Annotated in this window: 13 protein-coding genes; 1 reads left to right on the plus strand and 12 read right to left on the minus strand. The window is 54.1% G+C overall.

Annotation, left to right across the window (positions count from 1 at the left end):
* Positions 1-49: 49 nt before the first annotated feature.
* From fdhF to yjcS, 6 genes are all read right to left on the minus strand, one after another.
* Entirely contained in the window at positions 50-2,197 is a 2,148-nt protein-coding gene (fdhF, locus tag ACJHW7_RS17965) for a formate dehydrogenase subunit alpha (RefSeq protein WP_001300547.1), read from the minus strand.
* Between the two features lie 197 nt (positions 2,198-2,394).
* Positions 2,395-3,861 (minus strand): multidrug efflux transporter outer membrane subunit MdtP, encoded by a 1,467-nt coding sequence (gene mdtP / locus ACJHW7_RS17970; RefSeq protein WP_021557437.1) that lies wholly within the window; start codon positions 3,859-3,861, stop codon positions 2,395-2,397.
* Positions 3,858-5,909, minus strand: coding sequence for a multidrug efflux transporter permease subunit MdtO (mdtO, locus tag ACJHW7_RS17975; RefSeq protein WP_021557438.1), 2,052 nt, complete (start codon positions 5,907-5,909; stop codon positions 3,858-3,860). The genes mdtP and mdtO overlap by 4 nt, the downstream gene beginning before the upstream one ends.
* Positions 5,909-6,940 (minus strand): multidrug efflux transporter periplasmic adaptor subunit MdtN, encoded by a 1,032-nt coding sequence (gene mdtN / locus ACJHW7_RS17980; protein WP_021557439.1) that lies wholly within the window; start codon positions 6,938-6,940, stop codon positions 5,909-5,911. The genes mdtO and mdtN overlap by 1 nt, the downstream gene beginning before the upstream one ends.
* Positions 6,941-6,958: 18 nt before the next feature.
* Complete coding sequence (locus tag ACJHW7_RS17985) at positions 6,959-7,234, minus strand: YtcA family lipoprotein (RefSeq protein WP_001301712.1); 276 nt, start codon at positions 7,232-7,234, stop codon at positions 6,959-6,961.
* A 208-nt stretch (positions 7,235-7,442) separates the two neighbouring features.
* Positions 7,443-9,428: an alkyl sulfatase YjcS gene (gene yjcS / locus ACJHW7_RS17990; protein WP_021557440.1), complete on the minus strand. Its 1,986-nt coding sequence runs from the start codon at positions 9,426-9,428 to the stop codon at positions 7,443-7,445.
* Positions 9,429-9,718: 290 nt separating this feature from the next.
* Here yjcS and ACJHW7_RS17995 point away from each other — a divergent pair, with 290 nt between their 5' ends.
* Positions 9,719-10,426, plus strand: coding sequence for a response regulator transcription factor (locus ACJHW7_RS17995; protein ID WP_000805929.1), 708 nt, complete (start codon positions 9,719-9,721; stop codon positions 10,424-10,426).
* Here the strand turns inward: ACJHW7_RS17995 and ACJHW7_RS18000 are convergent.
* Genes ACJHW7_RS18000 through ACJHW7_RS18025 form a run of 6 tightly spaced genes read right to left on the minus strand, consistent with a single transcriptional unit; the run spans position 10,423 to position 16,485 of the window.
* A complete protein-coding gene (locus ACJHW7_RS18000) occupies positions 10,423-11,424 on the minus strand; it encodes a carbohydrate kinase family protein (RefSeq protein ID WP_072847831.1) in 1,002 nt (333 codons plus the stop codon). The genes ACJHW7_RS17995 and ACJHW7_RS18000 overlap by 4 nt on opposite strands.
* Positions 11,421-12,281 (minus strand): ketose 1,6-bisphosphate aldolase, encoded by an 861-nt coding sequence (locus tag ACJHW7_RS18005; protein WP_072847830.1) that lies wholly within the window; start codon positions 12,279-12,281, stop codon positions 11,421-11,423. The genes ACJHW7_RS18000 and ACJHW7_RS18005 overlap by 4 nt, the downstream gene beginning before the upstream one ends.
* Before the next feature lie 14 nt (positions 12,282-12,295).
* Positions 12,296-12,979, minus strand: a complete 684-nt coding sequence (locus tag ACJHW7_RS18010) for a D-lyxose/D-mannose family sugar isomerase (RefSeq protein ID WP_000830338.1) — start codon at positions 12,977-12,979, stop codon at positions 12,296-12,298.
* A gap of 54 nt (positions 12,980-13,033) precedes the next feature.
* Positions 13,034-13,975 (minus strand): ABC transporter substrate-binding protein, encoded by a 942-nt coding sequence (locus ACJHW7_RS18015; protein WP_001237478.1) that lies wholly within the window; start codon positions 13,973-13,975, stop codon positions 13,034-13,036.
* Positions 13,976-13,993: 18 nt separating this feature from the next.
* Positions 13,994-14,968, minus strand: coding sequence for an ABC transporter permease subunit (locus tag ACJHW7_RS18020; RefSeq protein WP_021557441.1), 975 nt, complete (start codon positions 14,966-14,968; stop codon positions 13,994-13,996).
* A complete protein-coding gene (locus ACJHW7_RS18025; protein ID WP_001089390.1) occupies positions 14,965-16,485 on the minus strand; it encodes a sugar ABC transporter ATP-binding protein in 1,521 nt (506 codons plus the stop codon). Before ACJHW7_RS18025 ends, ACJHW7_RS18020 begins: the two co-directional genes overlap by 4 nt.
* Positions 16,486-16,596 lie beyond the last annotated feature (111 nt).

Here is a 16,596-nt window from a genome sequence, read left to right on the forward strand (position 1 = left end):
GAATGGATAAAAAAACAGCCTCCGAAAGGAGGCTGTAGAAAGGACTGTATTACGCCAGTGCCGCTTCGCGCAGGCGAGTTTTCAACTTGTTGTACTCGTCAATCACGTACTGCTCGGCGGCGCGCTGATCGGCGATCGGCTCGACGCGCACGGCGCAGTATTTGTATTCCGGCGTTTTCGTAATCGGGCTTAAGTTTTCGGTAACCAGCTCGTTACAGGCACCAATCCACCACTGGTAGGTCATGTAAATCGCCCCTTTGTTCGGACGATCGCTGACCTGCGCACGGGTGATAATTTTGCCTTTACGCGAGTGCACCCAAACCAATGCCTCATCTTCAATACCCAGACGTTTGGCGTCTTCGGTATTGATTTGTGCGTAGCCAGGTTCATCCGCCAGCGCCGCCAGTGCCGCACAGTTACCGGTCATCGAACGGCAAGAGTAGTGACCAACTTCACGCACCGTTGACAGTACCATCGGGTACTCGTCGGTGAGTTTGTCGATTGGCGCTACCCAGTCGCAGGTGAAGAACTGCGCCAGACCGTTCGGGGTATCAAACTTCTCTTTAAACAGATAAGAAGTCCCCTGATCGGCATCTGAAGTATCGCGGCAAGGCCACTGAATGAAGCCCAGTTCGCCCATTTTCTCGTAAGTCGCACCGTAGAAATCCGGGCACAGATGACGCAACTCATCCCAGATCTCCTGGGTGTTGTTGTAGTGCATCGGATAACCCATACGGGTGGCGATTTCACTGATGATTTGCCAGTCCGTTTTCAGATCCCATTTCGGTTCAACTGCTTTGAAGAAACGCTGGAAGCCACGGTCAGCCGCAGTAAACACGCCTTCATGCTCGCCCCACGACGTTGACGGTAAAATAACATCCGCCGCCGACGCGGTTTTGGTCATAAAGATGTCCTGAACGATAACCAGTTCCAGATCTTCAAAGGCTTTACGTACTGCCGACAGCTCCGCGTCAGTTTGCAGCGGATCTTCGCCCATAATGTACGCGGCACGCACTTCGCCATGCGCTGCGCGGTGCGGCAGCTCGCTGATGCGATAGCCGGTATGCGCTGGCAGGCTTTCCACACCCCAGGCTTTGGCGAATTTCTCGCGGTTAGCCGGATCTTTCACGTACTGGTATCCCGGATACGTATCCGGCAGCGCGCCCATATCGCAGGCACCCTGCACGTTGTTCTGACCACGAACCGGGTTTACACCCGCATGCGGCTTACCGAGGTTACCGGTCAGCATCGCGAGGCTGGTCAGAGAACGCACGGTTTCCACGCCCTGGTAGAACTGGGTTACACCCATGCCCCACAGGATGGCGGCGCTTTTCGCCTGGGCATACATCCGTGCCGCCTGACGAATCTCACTGGCGCTGACGCCGGTGATATCTTCAACCGACTCCGGCGTGTAGCCTTCAACGATTTTACGATACTCTTCAAAGCCTTCTGTACGTGAAGCGACGAACGCTTTGTCGTACAGATTTTCTTCAATAATGACATGGCCCATCGCATTCAACAGCGCGATGTTCGAGCCGTTTTTCAGTGCAATGTGCATGTCAGCAATGCGCGCGGTTTCAATTTTGCGCGGATCGCAGACGATAATTTTCGCCCCGTTACGTTTAGCGTTAATTACGTGATTCGCCACGATTGGGTGGGAATCCGCCGGGTTGTACCCGAAAACGAACACTAAATCGGTATTATCAATTTCGTTAATAGCATTGCTCATTGCGCCATTACCGACCGATTGGTGCAGACCTGCAACCGATGGGCCGTGTCAGACACGAGCGCAGCAGTCAACGTTATTGGTACCAATAACGGCGCGCGCAAATTTTTGCATTACATAGTTGGTTTCGTTACCCGTACCACGCGAGGAGCCGGTCGTCTGGATGGCATCCGGACCGTACTTCTCTTTGATGGCGCTCAGGCGCTCGGCAACGTAATTCAGTGCCTCATCCCAGGAAACAGGTTCGAGTTTGCCGCCACGCTGGCGACGGATCATGGGGGTTTTCAGGCGCGGGGTCAGGATCTGGGTATCGTTAATGAAATCCCAGCCATAATAACCCTTCAGACACAGGGTACCCTGGTTGGTTTTCCCCTGCGCTGCCTCCGCCCGGACGATTTTGCCGTTATCGACGACCAGGTTGATTTTGCAACCTGATGCGCAATAGGGGCAAACCGTGACGACTTTTTTCATCGGTCTCGCTCCAGTTAATCAAATCACGCATACGCGCTCTCGACTACAGTATGCATCTTTTATGCCACATTTTATTTGGGGTCATTCCCTGATATTACGGGCACTATTTATTCAAAACTCTGACGAAAAACAGGCTGTCGTCAGTTTTGACGTGACGAAACGAAATACCGCGTGACAGCCATCACGCGGCAGACATTTTATTTTTTCTCGACGACGGGAGCCGCCTGATACCCGCCGCCCAGCGATTTCATCAACTGAATGCTTTGGATCACCCGGCGGCTGTCCAGCATCAGTAATGACATCTCTTCGGCAAGTACTGGCAACCGGGCTTCAGTGGCCTGTAAGCGGCTGGTTAAGCCGCGCTGATAGGCGGCCTCGGCAGCGCGCTGGGTGAAGCGCGTGGCTTCCACGCGTTCAGCCTGCATTTCTCGCTCGTCGTTGAGCGTTTGCAGACGCGTGCCGTTGACGGCAACGTCACGCACCGCGTTCAGTACTGACTGGTTGTAACGTTCAATCATCATGTTGCTGGTGGCGCGCGTGCCTTCGAGATTGGCATTCAACCGTCCACCGTCAAACAGCGGCAATTTCAGACCCGGGATAAAGTTGAACTGGCGACTGGTTTTTTTGAATAAGGTATCCAGGTGGATGGCATCAAGGCCGAAAAACGCTTTGATATCAAAGCTCGGGTAGAACAACGCCCGCGCGGAATCCACCTGATCTAATGACGCCTGAACATACCAGCGCATGGCTTGCAGATCCGGGCGTCTGGCGAGCAACTCATAAGAGAGTGTCGCCGGAATGCCGGTCTGAACTCGTGGTAATGCTACAGGTTTGATCTCCGGCATATCGCTGGCTCCCGCGCCAATCAATGCACGCAGAGATTCTCGCGTTTCGGTGATTTGCCCTTTGACGGCAGCAATTTGTTTATCGACCGCCAGAATCTGTGCCCGCGCGCCGTGGAAAGGCACTTGCGCTTCCAGACCTTGCGCCACTTTACTCTGGTGCGCTTTCACCGCGTAATCAATCACATCGCGAGTTTGTTCTAACAGATCGAGCATCTGATAGCTGGCCTGCATACTGTAATAAAGCTGCGCTACGCCCGTGGTCAGCGATAGCTCTACTGCTGCGGTTTCTGCCAGCGCGGCATTATGCGCGCCAATGGCGGCGGCAACCGCTGAGCGATGCACACCCCACAAATCAAGATCCAGTCCGGCAAACAAACCTACTGTGGCTTCCGTATAGTACGGCCCGTCCATACCCAGTGCTGGCGCATCCATCGCATAAGGGCTTAAAAAGCCGTTCGCCGAGACGCGTTGGCGGTTGAGCATCCCTAACGCTGCGACCTGTAATTGTGAACCGGCATCTAACAAATCGGCCTGGGACTGCGCTTTTTCTTCCCGCAGTTTCGCTTCGGCGAGGGTGTGTGAACCACTTAGCGTCCGTTGGATCAGCGCATCCAGCTGCGGGTCATTGAGTTGTTTCCACCACTGCGCCTGCGGCCAGCCGGAGCTGGCAAGATGAATATCATCGGCCAGTTTGATTTGTTCCGGTTTGAGCTGTTGATGAGGCGCAGAATCCTTGCGTACCAGGGCACAGCCGGAAATCAGCGTCGTGCTGCCGAGAATGCTGCACAACAGCAGACGTGAAAGTTGACGATTGATCATTGTGTGGCTCCTTGTGCCTGTTCCGTGGCGGGCGTTAATGCCGGGGCTGTCCAGTCTGGCAAGCGGGCGAAAAGCTGGCAGACGTGTTGCTCCTGTTTTAATAAGGTGGGCAGGATGGCCTGCGAGGCGGGTGTCTCTTCAAGCGTTATTTGAGGAGAACGGCTGAGTGCGGTTGCCAGACCGGCAGCGTATTTTTCCAGAGCGTCGGCAAACTGACCTGCTCTGTCCGGCTGTAGTGCGTTATCCAGCGCCTGCGCCGAGTTCCAGGTGGCATCCCAGGCGTGAAGAAGATCGCGGCCCTGACGAATAACCGTTTGCGAACGTTCAATCAGTAAGGCGCGTTCTTCGCTGTCCAGTTGACGCTCCAGCGCCACGCGTTGGCACATCTCTTCACAGGCATTAAACGCCGCATGCAGACCTATACGAATTTGCAGATAAGTGCGCAGAGCCGTGACTTCCTGCTGGCGTGGGATCCGCATTACTTTACTTAACATACCCAGCGCGACAGCCAGTTTTTGCGGCAGCGTGCGCGCTTCACTTTCAGGCCAGACAAAGGTGTAAATCACCGCGGACACCACGGTACCAATGATGATACCCAGGGCGCGATCGCGAATTTCCACCAGGTCGTACACCGGGCCAAAAACGTTTTCGAGCGTGGCGAGCGCGAAGGTAACCACCATCTGTGTGCCGATATAAGAAGAGCGTTCAGAGCTGGTGGCAATCCATGCGCCCAACAGGAAAATCGGTGCCAGCACAAACAGCAATTCGACAATATTGTCCAGCCAGGGCATGACCAGTAGCGTGAATAACAGCGCCAGAATCGCGCCGCAAAAGGCCCCGCCAAAACGCAGCACCATCTTCTGGTACGATGAACCGACATTCGGATTAGCGACGATCACGCAGGTCAGCATACAGGTGTGAATGCCTTCCCAGTCCACGCCGCTGTAGAAGGTGTAACAGATCAAACAGGCGAGCAGCGTTTTTACCGCGTAGCGCATATAGTCTGGATTGGTAAAAGCATCGGCGGCCATTGATGGCGGTTTGGCTGCGGGCGTTGGCGGCGTATTCGGGTCTATCTGACCAAGCTGTAACAGTGTCTGGCAGATATTCTCCAGGTTACATTCCCGTGCCGCCATCGCTTCACTTTCACTGATCCGCCAGTCGCTTTGCCAGCACTGACCTTCGGTAATGGCATGCTGCAGCTTGTTGATTTCTGAAGCTAATTTTTGTCGGAATTCAATAATTGCCTGAGAATCAGCAAAAGAGGTGGGATCGTAGCGATTCAGCGTCGAGTAAATGTAGGTTACCGTTGCCACGCAGCTTTGCCACCATGCACTCTGGGTTCGCCAGTTGGCATCGTCCGCGAGGCAAAAGACATTGAGTTTTTGCAGCGCCAGCGCCTCTCTTTCAATCCGCGTTTCGGGTAGCGGTGCGAGGCTGTCCGTCAGGTGGCTAATGGCATCATCAAGCCGATCATTAAGCACCTGATGCATTTGCGAAATGGCACGACTGGGAAACCACAGCACGCCGATTAACGTCATCAGCAAGGTTGGATAGAGGCCAACAACGATACACCACAGCGTTAAGCGCACGACCACTTCCGGATAGTCGAGCATGGCGGGGAAGGTTTGCCCGTAAATAGCGACAATGGCGACGGCGAAAAAGACCAGCCCCAAGCGATGGGTGCGCATCAAAAACATGCAGCCCATCAGGATCGGTCCGGCGATGATCAAGCGGATCAACGGTTCGCCGTATGACCATTTGTAGATCAAAAACAGGCTGCCGATCTCCAGCACCGTGGCAACCACAAACAAGATCGCGACAAATTTGGTGTAAAACGCGTTCGACTGAATACCGTAAAACAGCACTGCCAGCGATAACGCCACAAAAGGGATCTCAAAAGTCATCGAGATCAGAATCACCAGCAGGCAGCCTACCCAGAGTTGCACGGTCTGCGGCACGCGACCTGGTCGCCGCTCGCTTAACTCTTCATGAAAGAACGCCAGCAGCCTGACCACCGGTAATGGCAGGGAGTTGAGCGCGCTCATTATTGCGGCTCAAGATTAGCGACTGCCGAAGCGCCGATGCGGAACATTTCCGGGTCAGGTTTATCGACCATGATTTTGACCGGAAAACGCTGGGCAACGCGGACCCAGTTAATAGAGCGAGACACTTTTGGCAGGCCGCCCAGCACCAGGCCGCCGTCATCCGGTAGCACGCCGTAGCCAATCGAATCCACTTTACCCTCGAAAGTTTTGCCGCTGTCACTCATCAGGCGAATCGTTGCGGGTGTACCTGAGCGAATATTTTTCAGATCGGTTTCGCGGAAGTTGGCGATCACGTACCAGTGACGAGTGTCGATTAGGGTAAAAATAGGGCGCATGGCAGAAGCAAATTGCCCGACGGAGGTTTTGAGGGAAATGACCCGGCCATCAAACGGTGCGCGAACGGTCGCCATTTCCAGATGCAGTTTGGTCAGGGCAATATCCGCTTCGACCGCCGCACGTTGCGCCACCAGCGCATCGACGCCGCTGACGGCGCTGGCGGCTGACTGCGCCTGTAACAATACGGCATTAAGATCCGCTTCTGCAGCGCGCTGCGCGGTCCTCGCACGGTCAACGTCTTCCGCTGAGACAAAACCTTCTTTCAGTAATGGCTCGGTGCGGCGTAATGTATCTGTGGCCTGTTTAGCGGCGGCACGGGCTTTTTCTACCGTGGCGTTAACCGAGTCGGCACCAAACTGTTGCGCGTCAACGCTACGCTGGGTGAGCATAATTTGCTTATCCAGTGCCGCGAGGGAGGCTTCGGCTTTCGCCAGATTGGCTTCGTACGGGCGCGGGTCAATGCGGAACAGCAAATCGCCCTGCTTCACCGCTTGGTTGTCGGTGACCGCCAGTTCTACAATGCGACCGCTGACTTCCGGCACCACATCAATGGTATCTGCTGACGCGTAAGCGTCATTAGTTGATGGCGCACTGTCTACGCGCCAGATAACGAAAACAAGGGCAACCAGCGCCAACGCAACCACTAACAGAGCAGGGAATTTACTGCGAGGAGCTTTTTTCGGCATACTTTCCATGAGCGCGTCTCAAATAGATTAGAAAAATGCCAGCCAGAACAGCATGGCGTAGAGAGCAAAAAGGGCGGTATAAATAATTCCGACAAATGCCAGCTTGATATTTGCCCGCTGAATAACTCGCCTCGTGATGAGCGTCAATATAAGGCTGGCAATGGCGCAGAAAAACCAGCTGGGATAATAAGCGCCGATCACCGGGATTGCCGGAGATAATGAACATCCCGAAACCATGAAGACGGGAATTATCCAGGCTGTTTTTTTGAGTTGCATCGCCATGCGAGAGAGAACTGTTGGCATATTAAATACATCCTGTCTGCTGCGAACAATATCTGTAGTGAATATCACTATCCATTGAAGGCGTCAGTATGGCTATTTTCTTGATGAATAAAAATAGCTTTATTCAGCCACCGCATTCATAACTTATATGTTTTATTTATTAATTGGCTGCATATATTTTTAAAGTAAATGCTTTTGGGGGCTTAAGCGCCCCCAAAAGTGAGTGGCATTAATTTGGGGTTACGATATTTACCCACAAATCGAAATTATCCAGACAGGCAATAATTTCTTCCAGTTTCGCACCATTGCCAATAATTTTGGCTTTCTTCGCTTTTACCAGATCCGCCATTTTGGCTTGTCCGGTCAGCACGGCGTGCAGATCTTCACGACTGATGTAGAAAGAGGCGTCAGCTTGGGATTGCAGCGTTTTACGGTAGTTAAGCACGCTATCGTTCAGCGTCAGGTTGAGGTTATCGCCGTTGCTCATATTGAAGTTCAGGCTGATATTTTTACCCGCGGCTTTTTCGCTATCGAGGCGAACGGACATAAAGTCGAACAGCATTTCGACCGACATTCCGCGAATGGTGTCCGGGGAACCGGTGGTGCCGTGGCTGAACTTATGCACCCCTTCGCGCAGCTCTTTCGCGCCGGTCAGGTAGAAACCGCGCCATGTGGCGGACTCGGCCTGATAGCCCAGCTGTTCAAAGTTATTCGCTTGCAGATTCTTCGCGACCTGGTCACCCGGGTTGGCGGCAATCACCTGTTTCAGCAGTTCTGCCGACCAGCGGTAATCACCTTGCTTGTTCGCTTCTTGCGCCAGGTTGATGACACGGGCAGAACCGCCCAGCGCTTTCACGTAACGTTTGCCCATCTCTACCTGACCATACGGATGCAGGTTAGCCGGGTTACCGTCGTAATAGCCAAGATAGAAGTTATACACCGCGCGGGCGTTGTGGCTGACAGAACCGTAATAACCGCGGCTGGCCCAGTTATTGGCAAGCGCAGGCGGCAGCTTAATCATGTCGCCGATTTCATTCATGGTGTAGCCCTGGTTCGCCAGATGCAGGGTTTGATCGTGAATATACTTGATGGTATCGCGATATTTACCAATATAATCATTGATATGCTTATTGCCCCAGACCGGCCAGGTGTGCGGCATAAACAGTACTTCCGCGTCGTTACCCCACATATCCAGCGTTTCGTTCAGGTACTCTGTCCACTTGCTGGTATCGCGGGTTTTCGCGCCGCGCAGAGTGTAGAAGTTGTGCAGGGTATGCGTGGCGTTCTCGGCGGTACACAGGGCTTTCAGGGCCGGAATATAGAAGTGCATTTCGGCTGGGGCTTCGCTGCCTGGGGTCATCAGGAAGTCAAACTCCAGGCCGTCGATAATCATCTTCTCGCCAGTTCTGACGATAGTTTTGGTTGGCGCAATAATGCTCGGGTCGCCGGTTGCCAGCGTCACGCCAAGGCCATTACCCACGTTGCCTTGCGCGTTGTGCGGCAGTAACAGACCGTAAGAGTAGAGCGCACGGCGGCTCATGATGTTACCCGCCAGCACGTTTTCGCTGATGGCTTCGTCCATAAAGCCAGCAGGGGCAATCACCTGAACTTTGCCGGATTTAACATCGGCTTCAGAGATAATACCTTTCACGCCACCATAGTGGTCAGTGTGGCTGTGAGTGTAAATAACGGCAACAATCGGTTTTTGCGGACGATGCTGGAAGTAAAGGTCAAGTGCGGCTTTTGCGGCAGGCGGCGTCACCAGCGGGTCGATGACAATAATGCCTTTCTCGCCCTCAACGAACGTAATGTTAGAGATATCCTGGCCGCGCACCTGATACATTTTATCGGTGACTTTGAACAGGCCAGATATGCCGTTGATCTGCGACTGACGCCACAGGCTGGGGTTTACGGTTTCCGGCGCAGCGGCATTAATATCAAATTTGTAATCGTCTGCGCGGTAGTAAACTTTACCGTTCGCATCACGCAGAATACCTTCATCCAGCAGCGGGGCGATAAATCCACGCTGGGCATCGTCAAAATCCTGACGATCGCTAAACGGTAATGATTTGGCGTAATTCTGATTAACCTGTTGGGTATATTGAGTGGCGGCTTTCGCTTCCTCTTTCGCGTTAGCGGTATTTACCATCATGCCGCTGACGGCGGTTAACGCAATAACAATCCTGCTCAAACGGAATAACCGAGAGTTATTCATATAAATCTCCATTTATCATTTATGTCGTAAATATGTAATCCATGCAAAATACGTCATTTAAAGCTGGCGTTATCATAATTGGGAAATTGCGACTTTAATAAGTGGAAGTGTGAGCGGAACGATCCATTTTATTAGGCATTTGTGCTGAAGAGGGAAAAGTACGGCATATTTATTACTATCATCAATAATGTGACCTGACTTATATTTTTATTATTTATATTACTTTCAGCTTTCACTTCGACAAGAAGTACGCACAATGATTAATCAGATGAATGATGCGGAGTGTAACCATGAAACCCGTCGTGCTGGTGGTGGATGATGACACGGCTATCTGCGCACTGTTGCAGGACGTGTTAAGTGAACATGTCTTTACGGTTTCAGTCTGCCATACCGGACAGGAGGCCATATTGCGTATTGAGGGCGATCCTGACATTGCGCTGGTGGTGCTGGATATGATGCTACCCGATACCAACGGCCTGAGGGTATTGCAGCAAATCCAGAAACTGCGTCCGACATTGCCGGTGGTGATGTTGACCGGCATGGGCAGTGAGTCTGATGTGGTGGTCGGGCTGGAAATGGGCGCGGATGATTACATCTGCAAACCGTTCACCCCGCGGGTGGTGGTCGCACGACTGAAAGCGGTGTTGCGACGGGTTGGTGCGCTGGCGGTTAATGACGAGAAAAGCGCCGGGCTGTCATTCAATGGCTGGTATCTCGATACCATGCGCTGCCAGTTGCACAATCCGCTTCAGCAACATGTCGAGTTAACTCAGGGCGAATATGGCTTGTTACTGGCTCTGGCGCAAAACGCGCGTCGGGTATTGAGCCGCGAGCAGTTGCTGGCGTTCACCCACAGCGACAGCGTGGAGGTGTTTGATCGCACCATCGACGTATTAATCATGCGCTTACGACGCAAAATCGAACTCAACCCGCATCAGCCGATGTTGATTAAAACTCTGCGCGGTCTGGGGTATGTCTTCGCTGCCGACGTGCATTAATCCGACATTTCTGTTTGCAGCTCTTCCAGCGTTTTCGCCCCGTCGATGGCATTGGCGCATAACAGGCTTGCCCGCGCGCAGGCGTGTGCCAGTTTGATGCTCTCGGTAAGCGTCCAGCGTTCATGGCAGCCATATAAAAATCCGGCACAAAATGCATCGCCCGCGCCGACGCTGCCGATAATTTCCCGTTGTTCTAACTTTTGCGAAGGGATCCACACGCCGCCCTGTTCTGGGGTCTCTCCCCACGCCCCTTCCGGGCAGTGGATCACCACCCGCTGGCGCACGCCCGCATCTAACAGTTCACGCGCGGCGGCAGCAATATGCGCGATATGCGGTTCGCCGTTGGGTAACCGAATTTCCAGCCCGCTAAACTCCCCGGCCTCCAGTTCGTTAATTACCAGATAATCCAGATGGCGCAACGCGGACAGCACCAGCGGCTGATAACGCGGATCGCCCTTACGGGAGACCAGGTCGAGTGAGGTTTCAAAGCCAGTATCACGCATTTGCGCCAGCAGGCGTGCGCTACGGGTGCCGTAAACATCGTCCGGCATATCCAGGCTGTCGAGCAACAGTAAATAGCCGAGATGGAAAATCTTCATGGTGTTATCGAGCTGATCGAACGCCGGAAGATCCAAAAGTCTGTTTGCACCCGGCGAATGGAAAAACGTCCGCTGCCCGCTTGGGTCTGTCATCACCTGCGACATCGACGTCGGGGCAAAGGTAGTGCGCTGCACATGCTGACGATTGACGTGATATTGCTCAAGCATCGCCATGATGTAATCGCCGTCGCTGTCCTGACCGATTAGCCCAACCGCCTGTAACGGCAGCCCGGTGCGCATTTTCGCCAGCGTCAGCAGGACGTTAAGCGGCGCACCGCCGGTGGAGCGTTCGCTGTGGGTGATCTCCGCCAGCCAGCCGCGCTCTGGCCACTGGATAATCTGATGGACGTGGTCAACCAACATATTGCCTGCGGCGATAATTCCTTTACGCTCCATCATGCCTGCCCCGCACTGCCAAAAATACGCATCTGTTGTGCAACCGTATCGCTGATGGCGGCTTCCACTGCCAGCAGTAACTCGGCAAACTCGTCATACATCGGCTGACGGTACGCCATTCGGGCCTCAACGGCAGCCAGCGCCGCTTGCGACATGCCAGTGTAGAAATTGATTTTGTGGATACCCAGTTCGATGGCGCGGCGGAAATCGGCATCGCTAATCCCTGAGCCGCCGTGTAATACCAGCGGGATAGCAGCCTGCTGGCGGATAGCGTCGAGGCGCGGGAAATCGAGTTTCGGTTCGCCGCGATATTTGCCGTGTGCATTGCCAATCGCCACGGCCAACGCGTCAATGCCGGTACGGTCGACAAAATCACGCGCCAGTTGCGGATCGGTAAACAGGGATTCATCGGCATGGCCATAGAGTGCACCGCCTTCGTCGCCACCCACCGCGCCCAGTTCAGCTTCTACCGATACGCCAACGGCATGGCACATTTTCACCACTTCCCGCGTCTGGCGGACATTTTCTTCATACCCCAGCGTGGAGCCATCAAACATTACCGAGCTGAATCCCAGCCGCAACGCTTGCACCACCGATTCAAAATGCAGTCCGTGATCGAGATTTAACACCACCGGAATGGCATGACGCGCCGCTTCAAATTTCACTGTCTCGACCAGGGAATCCAGCGAGATATATTTAAAATGTACTTCGGCAATGTTGATAATAAAGGGCGAACGTTCTTGTCTGGCAGCAGCAAACAAGGCGCGTAAAAAGTGCGAGTCCAGCACATTAAACGCACCTAACGAATAGTGATGTTCGCGGGCATGTGCCAGCCCTTCAGCGAGAGAAATCAATGGCATAACGTTATCCTTATTCAGCGGAACTGGCGGTATTCGTTACACAATACCAACTGTGCAGGTTCGTCTTCGTCAATCAGGTTGTAGCGGTCCAGTGGCTGTAAAAAGTGGTTATCGTGGTCGTCGTCATTGACAGAAGAGACTTCGCCAACCAGAACATCGCCAAAGCCGGTTTCCGCCCAAAAGCTGTGATACAGGCCGGGCGGCAGGCAGATACTTTCGCCGGGAGACAGGCGCAACTGAGTGCCTGCAGTATGTTTCTGGCGGCAGCCGTCGATCACCACCGTAATGTCACTATCAGCCGTTTGCTCGTTACTATCGGCATTCCACAGTTCAACAATTAAATTACCGCCGCCGCGATTGATAATGTCCTCACGCTTACGCCAGTGAAAATGCATTGGCGTGACCTGCGCATCGCGCACATGCATGATCTTCTCGGCGTAACATTTCACATACGGCATTCCTTTTGCTGAGCCGTTACGTAGGGTAAACAGCGTCAGCCCGTGTGCTGCAAAGTTGTTGCGACCAAAAGCGGTAACATCCCAGCCGAGTTTAAGATCAAAAACCTCCTCCCACGCGGCGGTGTCGAGCTGCTGCCATTGAGCAGGCGAGAAACTGGCAAAGGGCGGCAGATGTACGTCATGTTGCGAAAAGAATTGCCGTGTATGGCCGAGAATGTCGTTTATAGCGGAGCGTTTCATCGAAAGCGTTCTCCTTAGCGGTGACCGGGCAGCTGCGCCGCCCGGCGTGTGGACTTATTTCACCGTCCAGCCTTTGTAATTGCCGACGTTGTTTTTATCGATCATCGTCACCGGGATCAGCACCGGCTCTTTCGGCGCAGGTTTGCCCTGCAAAATGTCGTAGCCAATTTCCACCGCTTTCGCTGCCATCACCTGGGGATCTTGCGCCGGAGTAGCGACAAACAACGAGTTCTCACGCTTGAGCGCCTCTTCGGCGTCCGGGCTTCCGTCCACACCAACAATAAAGAACTCGTTACGTTGCGCCTGTTTTGCTGCCAGATCGGCACCGATTGCGGTGGGATCGTTAATCGCAAATACGCCGTCGATCTTCGGATTTGCCGCCAGCAGTCCCGTCATTACCTCCAGCCCGCCTTCACGACTGCCTTTCGCGTTCTGGTTGTCAGAGAGCACTTTGATGTCAGGATGGCGTTTAAATTCAGTCTGGCATCCTTCGACGCGGTTTTGCACGGCGGATACCGGCGGGCCGTTGATGATCACCACATTGCCTTTGCCTTTCAGGCGATCGGTGATGTATTTACAGGCCATTTCGCCCGCCTGGGTGTTATCGGAGGTGATGGTGGCATCAGCACCTTCTGCCGCTACGTCAACCGCGACGACTACGATCCCGGCATCTTTCGCCCGTTTCACCGCTGGGCCGATCCCTTTTGAATCGGCAGCGTTGAGGATAATCATATCGACGTTAGCGGCGATAAAGTTGTCTATCTGCGACACCTGCTGACCCAGATCGTAGCCGCTGGAAACCAGCGTCACTTTGACGTTATCGCCTGCCAGTTTGCGTGCTTCCAGCTCCGCGCCTTTGGTGATCTGCACGAAGAACGGGTTCGCCAGATCGCCCACCGTTACGCCTATCGATTTCAGTTCTTTCGCCTGGGCGAACGGTGCTGCGGTCAGCAGCGCGCCTGCATAGAGCGCGGTCACTAAGGGCTTCAATCTCATGCTGTATTCCTCATGTGTTTATGCACTTTGATGGTGTCGGGTACGGTATTTGTCGATCAGCACCGCAATGATGATCACCGCCCCTTTGATCACCAGTTGCCAGAAGTAAGAGACGCCCATTAAGGTCATGCCATTGTTGAGCGTGGCGATAATTAGCGCGCCGACCAGCGTGCCGGTGATGGTGCCGATGCCGCCGACAAAACTGGTGCCGCCGAGGATCACCGCTGCAATGGCATCCAGTTCGTAACCCATGCCTAAGTTGCCGTTGGCGCTGTACAGCCGTGAGGCGCTCATAATCCCGCCAAGCCCAGAAAGCAGGCCGCTCATACCATAAACAAACAGCAGCACCAGCCAGACCTTAATGCCGGTAAGACGCGCCGCCTGCATATTGCCGCCGACGGCGTAGATATGAACGCCAAGCGTGGTGCGGCGCAGAATAAACCAGCACAGCACAATCACTGCGAGGGCAATCACCACCAGCCACGGGACCGGCCCGAGATAGTTATTGCCTATCCACTCGAAATTAATGTTGGAGTTGATAACCGTGGTGCCGTCCGCCAGCAGATACGCCGCCCCGCGCAGCGCCGTATAGGTGCCAAGCGTGACGATAAACGGTGGCAATCCGGCAAAGGCCACCAGCGCGCCGTTGAACAGCCCCAGCAGCAGGCCGAGCATCAGCGCTGCCGGGATCGACAGCATGGCGAACTCAGGGCTAAGGGAGACGACCATCGCCGCCACCGCTGTGGTGCCGAGGATCGAACCCACGGAAAGATCGATCCCGCCGGTCAAAATGATGAAGGTCATCCCCGCCGCCAGAACAATGTTGATCGATGCCTGGCGGGTAATATTCAGCAGGTTGCTTTCGGTAAAAAAGTTTGGCGCGATAAAGCCAAATACCGCCACGATCAGAATCAAAATGGGCAAGATGCCGACCGTTTGCATCAGATCGCTCATCAGCATTTTTTTGGCAGAGGTTTTTGCAGAGGTCGTCATGAGGTTACCGCCTGGGAATGGGCGTCGTTGACGCCAGTCGCTAAGGTCATAATGTTTTCCTGGGTGATGTTTTTGCCGTTTAACTCACCGGCAATGCTGCCTTCGCGCATCACATAGACGCGATCGCTCATTCCCACTATCTCCGGCAGTTCGCTGGAGATCATCAGGATCGCCACGCCCTTGCGCGCCATCTCGTTCATGATCCGGTAGATCTCGCTTTTGGCGCCAACGTCCACGCCGCGGGTGGGTTCATCGAGCAGTAAAATGCGCGGGCCAATCGCCACCCAGCGGGAGATCAACAGTTTTTGCTGATTGCCGCCGGAAAGCCCGCCCGCGCGTACCTGGGCGTGAGGCACGCGAATGTTGAGCAACTTAATGGCGTCATCGGAAATGGTTTGCGCTTTTTTGCGATTGAGCATTCCCCAGCGGGCATCGCGCTCCAGGGTTGCCATGGTGATGTTTTCGGCTGCTGCCATTTCAAGGAATAAGCCTTGTTCTTTGCGGTTTTCGGTGAGAAAACCAATGCCAAGATCGATGGCTTCGCGCGGGGAGTGGATCACCACCGGTTCACCATCGACTTCAATCATTCCGCCTGTCGCTTTCCGCACGCCGAAGATCAACTGCGCCAGTTCGGAACGTCCGGCACCCACCAGTCCGGCGAGGCCAACAATTTCGCCGGAACGCACCAGCAGGCTACTCGGCTGGACTTTGCCGCCGTCGGTCAGGTGGTGAACATTCAGGCGGGCTTTACCGAGCGGGATATCGCGCTCTTTATTGAACAGATCGCTCAGTGGCCTGCCGACCATCATCCGCACCAGCTCCCCGGCATTGAGGTTATCGCGGGTCAGGCTGCCAACGTATTGCCCGTCGCGCAGCACGCTGACGCGATCGGAAAGCTCATACACTTCCGCCATACGGTGGCTGATGTAGATAATCGCCATCCCTTCATCGCGCAGCCGCATAATCAGTTCAAACAGACGGTGAGTTTCACGGGAGGAGAGGGCAGCGGTGGGTTCGTCCATCACCAGAATGCGGCTGTTGCGATGTAGTGCGCGGGCGATTTCGACCTGCTGTTGCTCGGCAATGGTCAGCGTCATGACCTTATCGCTGGCGTTAAACTGCGCGCCGAGGCGGTCGATCACTTTTTGCGCCTGCACTAGCATCTCTTTACGCTGCACCAGCCCGCCGTGGGAAAGCTCGCTGCCGAGAAAAATATTTTCTGCCACCGACAGATTCGGTGCCAGCTGCATCTCCTGATAAATCAGCGTAATACCGGCGCTTAAGGCATCTTTTGGCGTGCGAATGTGAAAGGGCTTGCCGTCTATGAGGATCTCGCCGCTGGTGGCGGTATACGCCCCCGCCAGCACCTTCATCAGCGTGCTTTTTCCCGCGCCGTTTTCCCCCATCAGGGCATGGATCTCGCCAGGGTAGACCGTCAAATCCACCCCTTTGAGTGCATAAAATTTGCCGAAGGCTTTGGCAATATTGCGCATCTCCAGAACTGGCGTGCTGTTCATGGTGGACTCCTGCGAGGTTGTCGATATCAGCACTCCATCACAGGAAAGTAAATGCAAAATGTCAGAAGCCGTTCATATTTGTCATATTGCGATTTTTCTTCACGGAGCGTG

It is taken from the genome of Escherichia sp. WS1152 (assembly GCF_046487665.1).
Lineage (GTDB): Bacteria > Pseudomonadota > Gammaproteobacteria > Enterobacterales > Enterobacteriaceae > Escherichia > Escherichia coli.

Bases quoted from the DNA above. Each gene is read 5' to 3' on its own strand.
- mdtP (WP_021557437.1), bottom strand. From the start codon at position 3,861: ATGATCAATCGTCAACTTTCACGTCTGCTGTTGTGCAGCATTCTCGGC.
- mdtO (WP_021557438.1), bottom strand. From the start codon at position 5,909: ATGAGCGCGCTCAACTCCCTGCCATTACCGGTGGTCAGGCTGCTGGCG.
- mdtN (WP_021557439.1), bottom strand. From the start codon at position 6,940: ATGGAAAGTATGCCGAAAAAAGCTCCTCGCAGTAAATTCCCTGCTCTG.
- ACJHW7_RS17985 (WP_001301712.1), bottom strand. From the start codon at position 7,234: ATGCCAACAGTTCTCTCTCGCATGGCGATGCAACTCAAAAAAACAGCC.
- yjcS (WP_021557440.1), bottom strand. From the start codon at position 9,428: ATGAATAACTCTCGGTTATTCCGTTTGAGCAGGATTGTTATTGCGTTA.
- ACJHW7_RS17995 (WP_000805929.1), top strand. From the start codon at position 9,719: ATGAAACCCGTCGTGCTGGTGGTGGATGATGACACGGCTATCTGCGCA.
- ACJHW7_RS18000 (WP_072847831.1), bottom strand. From the start codon at position 11,424: ATGATGGAGCGTAAAGGAATTATCGCCGCAGGCAATATGTTGGTTGAC.
- ACJHW7_RS18005 (WP_072847830.1), bottom strand. From the start codon at position 12,281: ATGCCATTGATTTCTCTCGCTGAAGGGCTGGCACATGCCCGCGAACAT.
- ACJHW7_RS18010 (WP_000830338.1), bottom strand. From the start codon at position 12,979: ATGAAACGCTCCGCTATAAACGACATTCTCGGCCATACACGGCAATTC.
- ACJHW7_RS18015 (WP_001237478.1), bottom strand. From the start codon at position 13,975: ATGAGATTGAAGCCCTTAGTGACCGCGCTCTATGCAGGCGCGCTGCTG.
- ACJHW7_RS18020 (WP_021557441.1), bottom strand. From the start codon at position 14,968: ATGACGACCTCTGCAAAAACCTCTGCCAAAAAAATGCTGATGAGCGAT.
- ACJHW7_RS18025 (WP_001089390.1), bottom strand. From the start codon at position 16,485: ATGAACAGCACGCCAGTTCTGGAGATGCGCAATATTGCCAAAGCCTTC.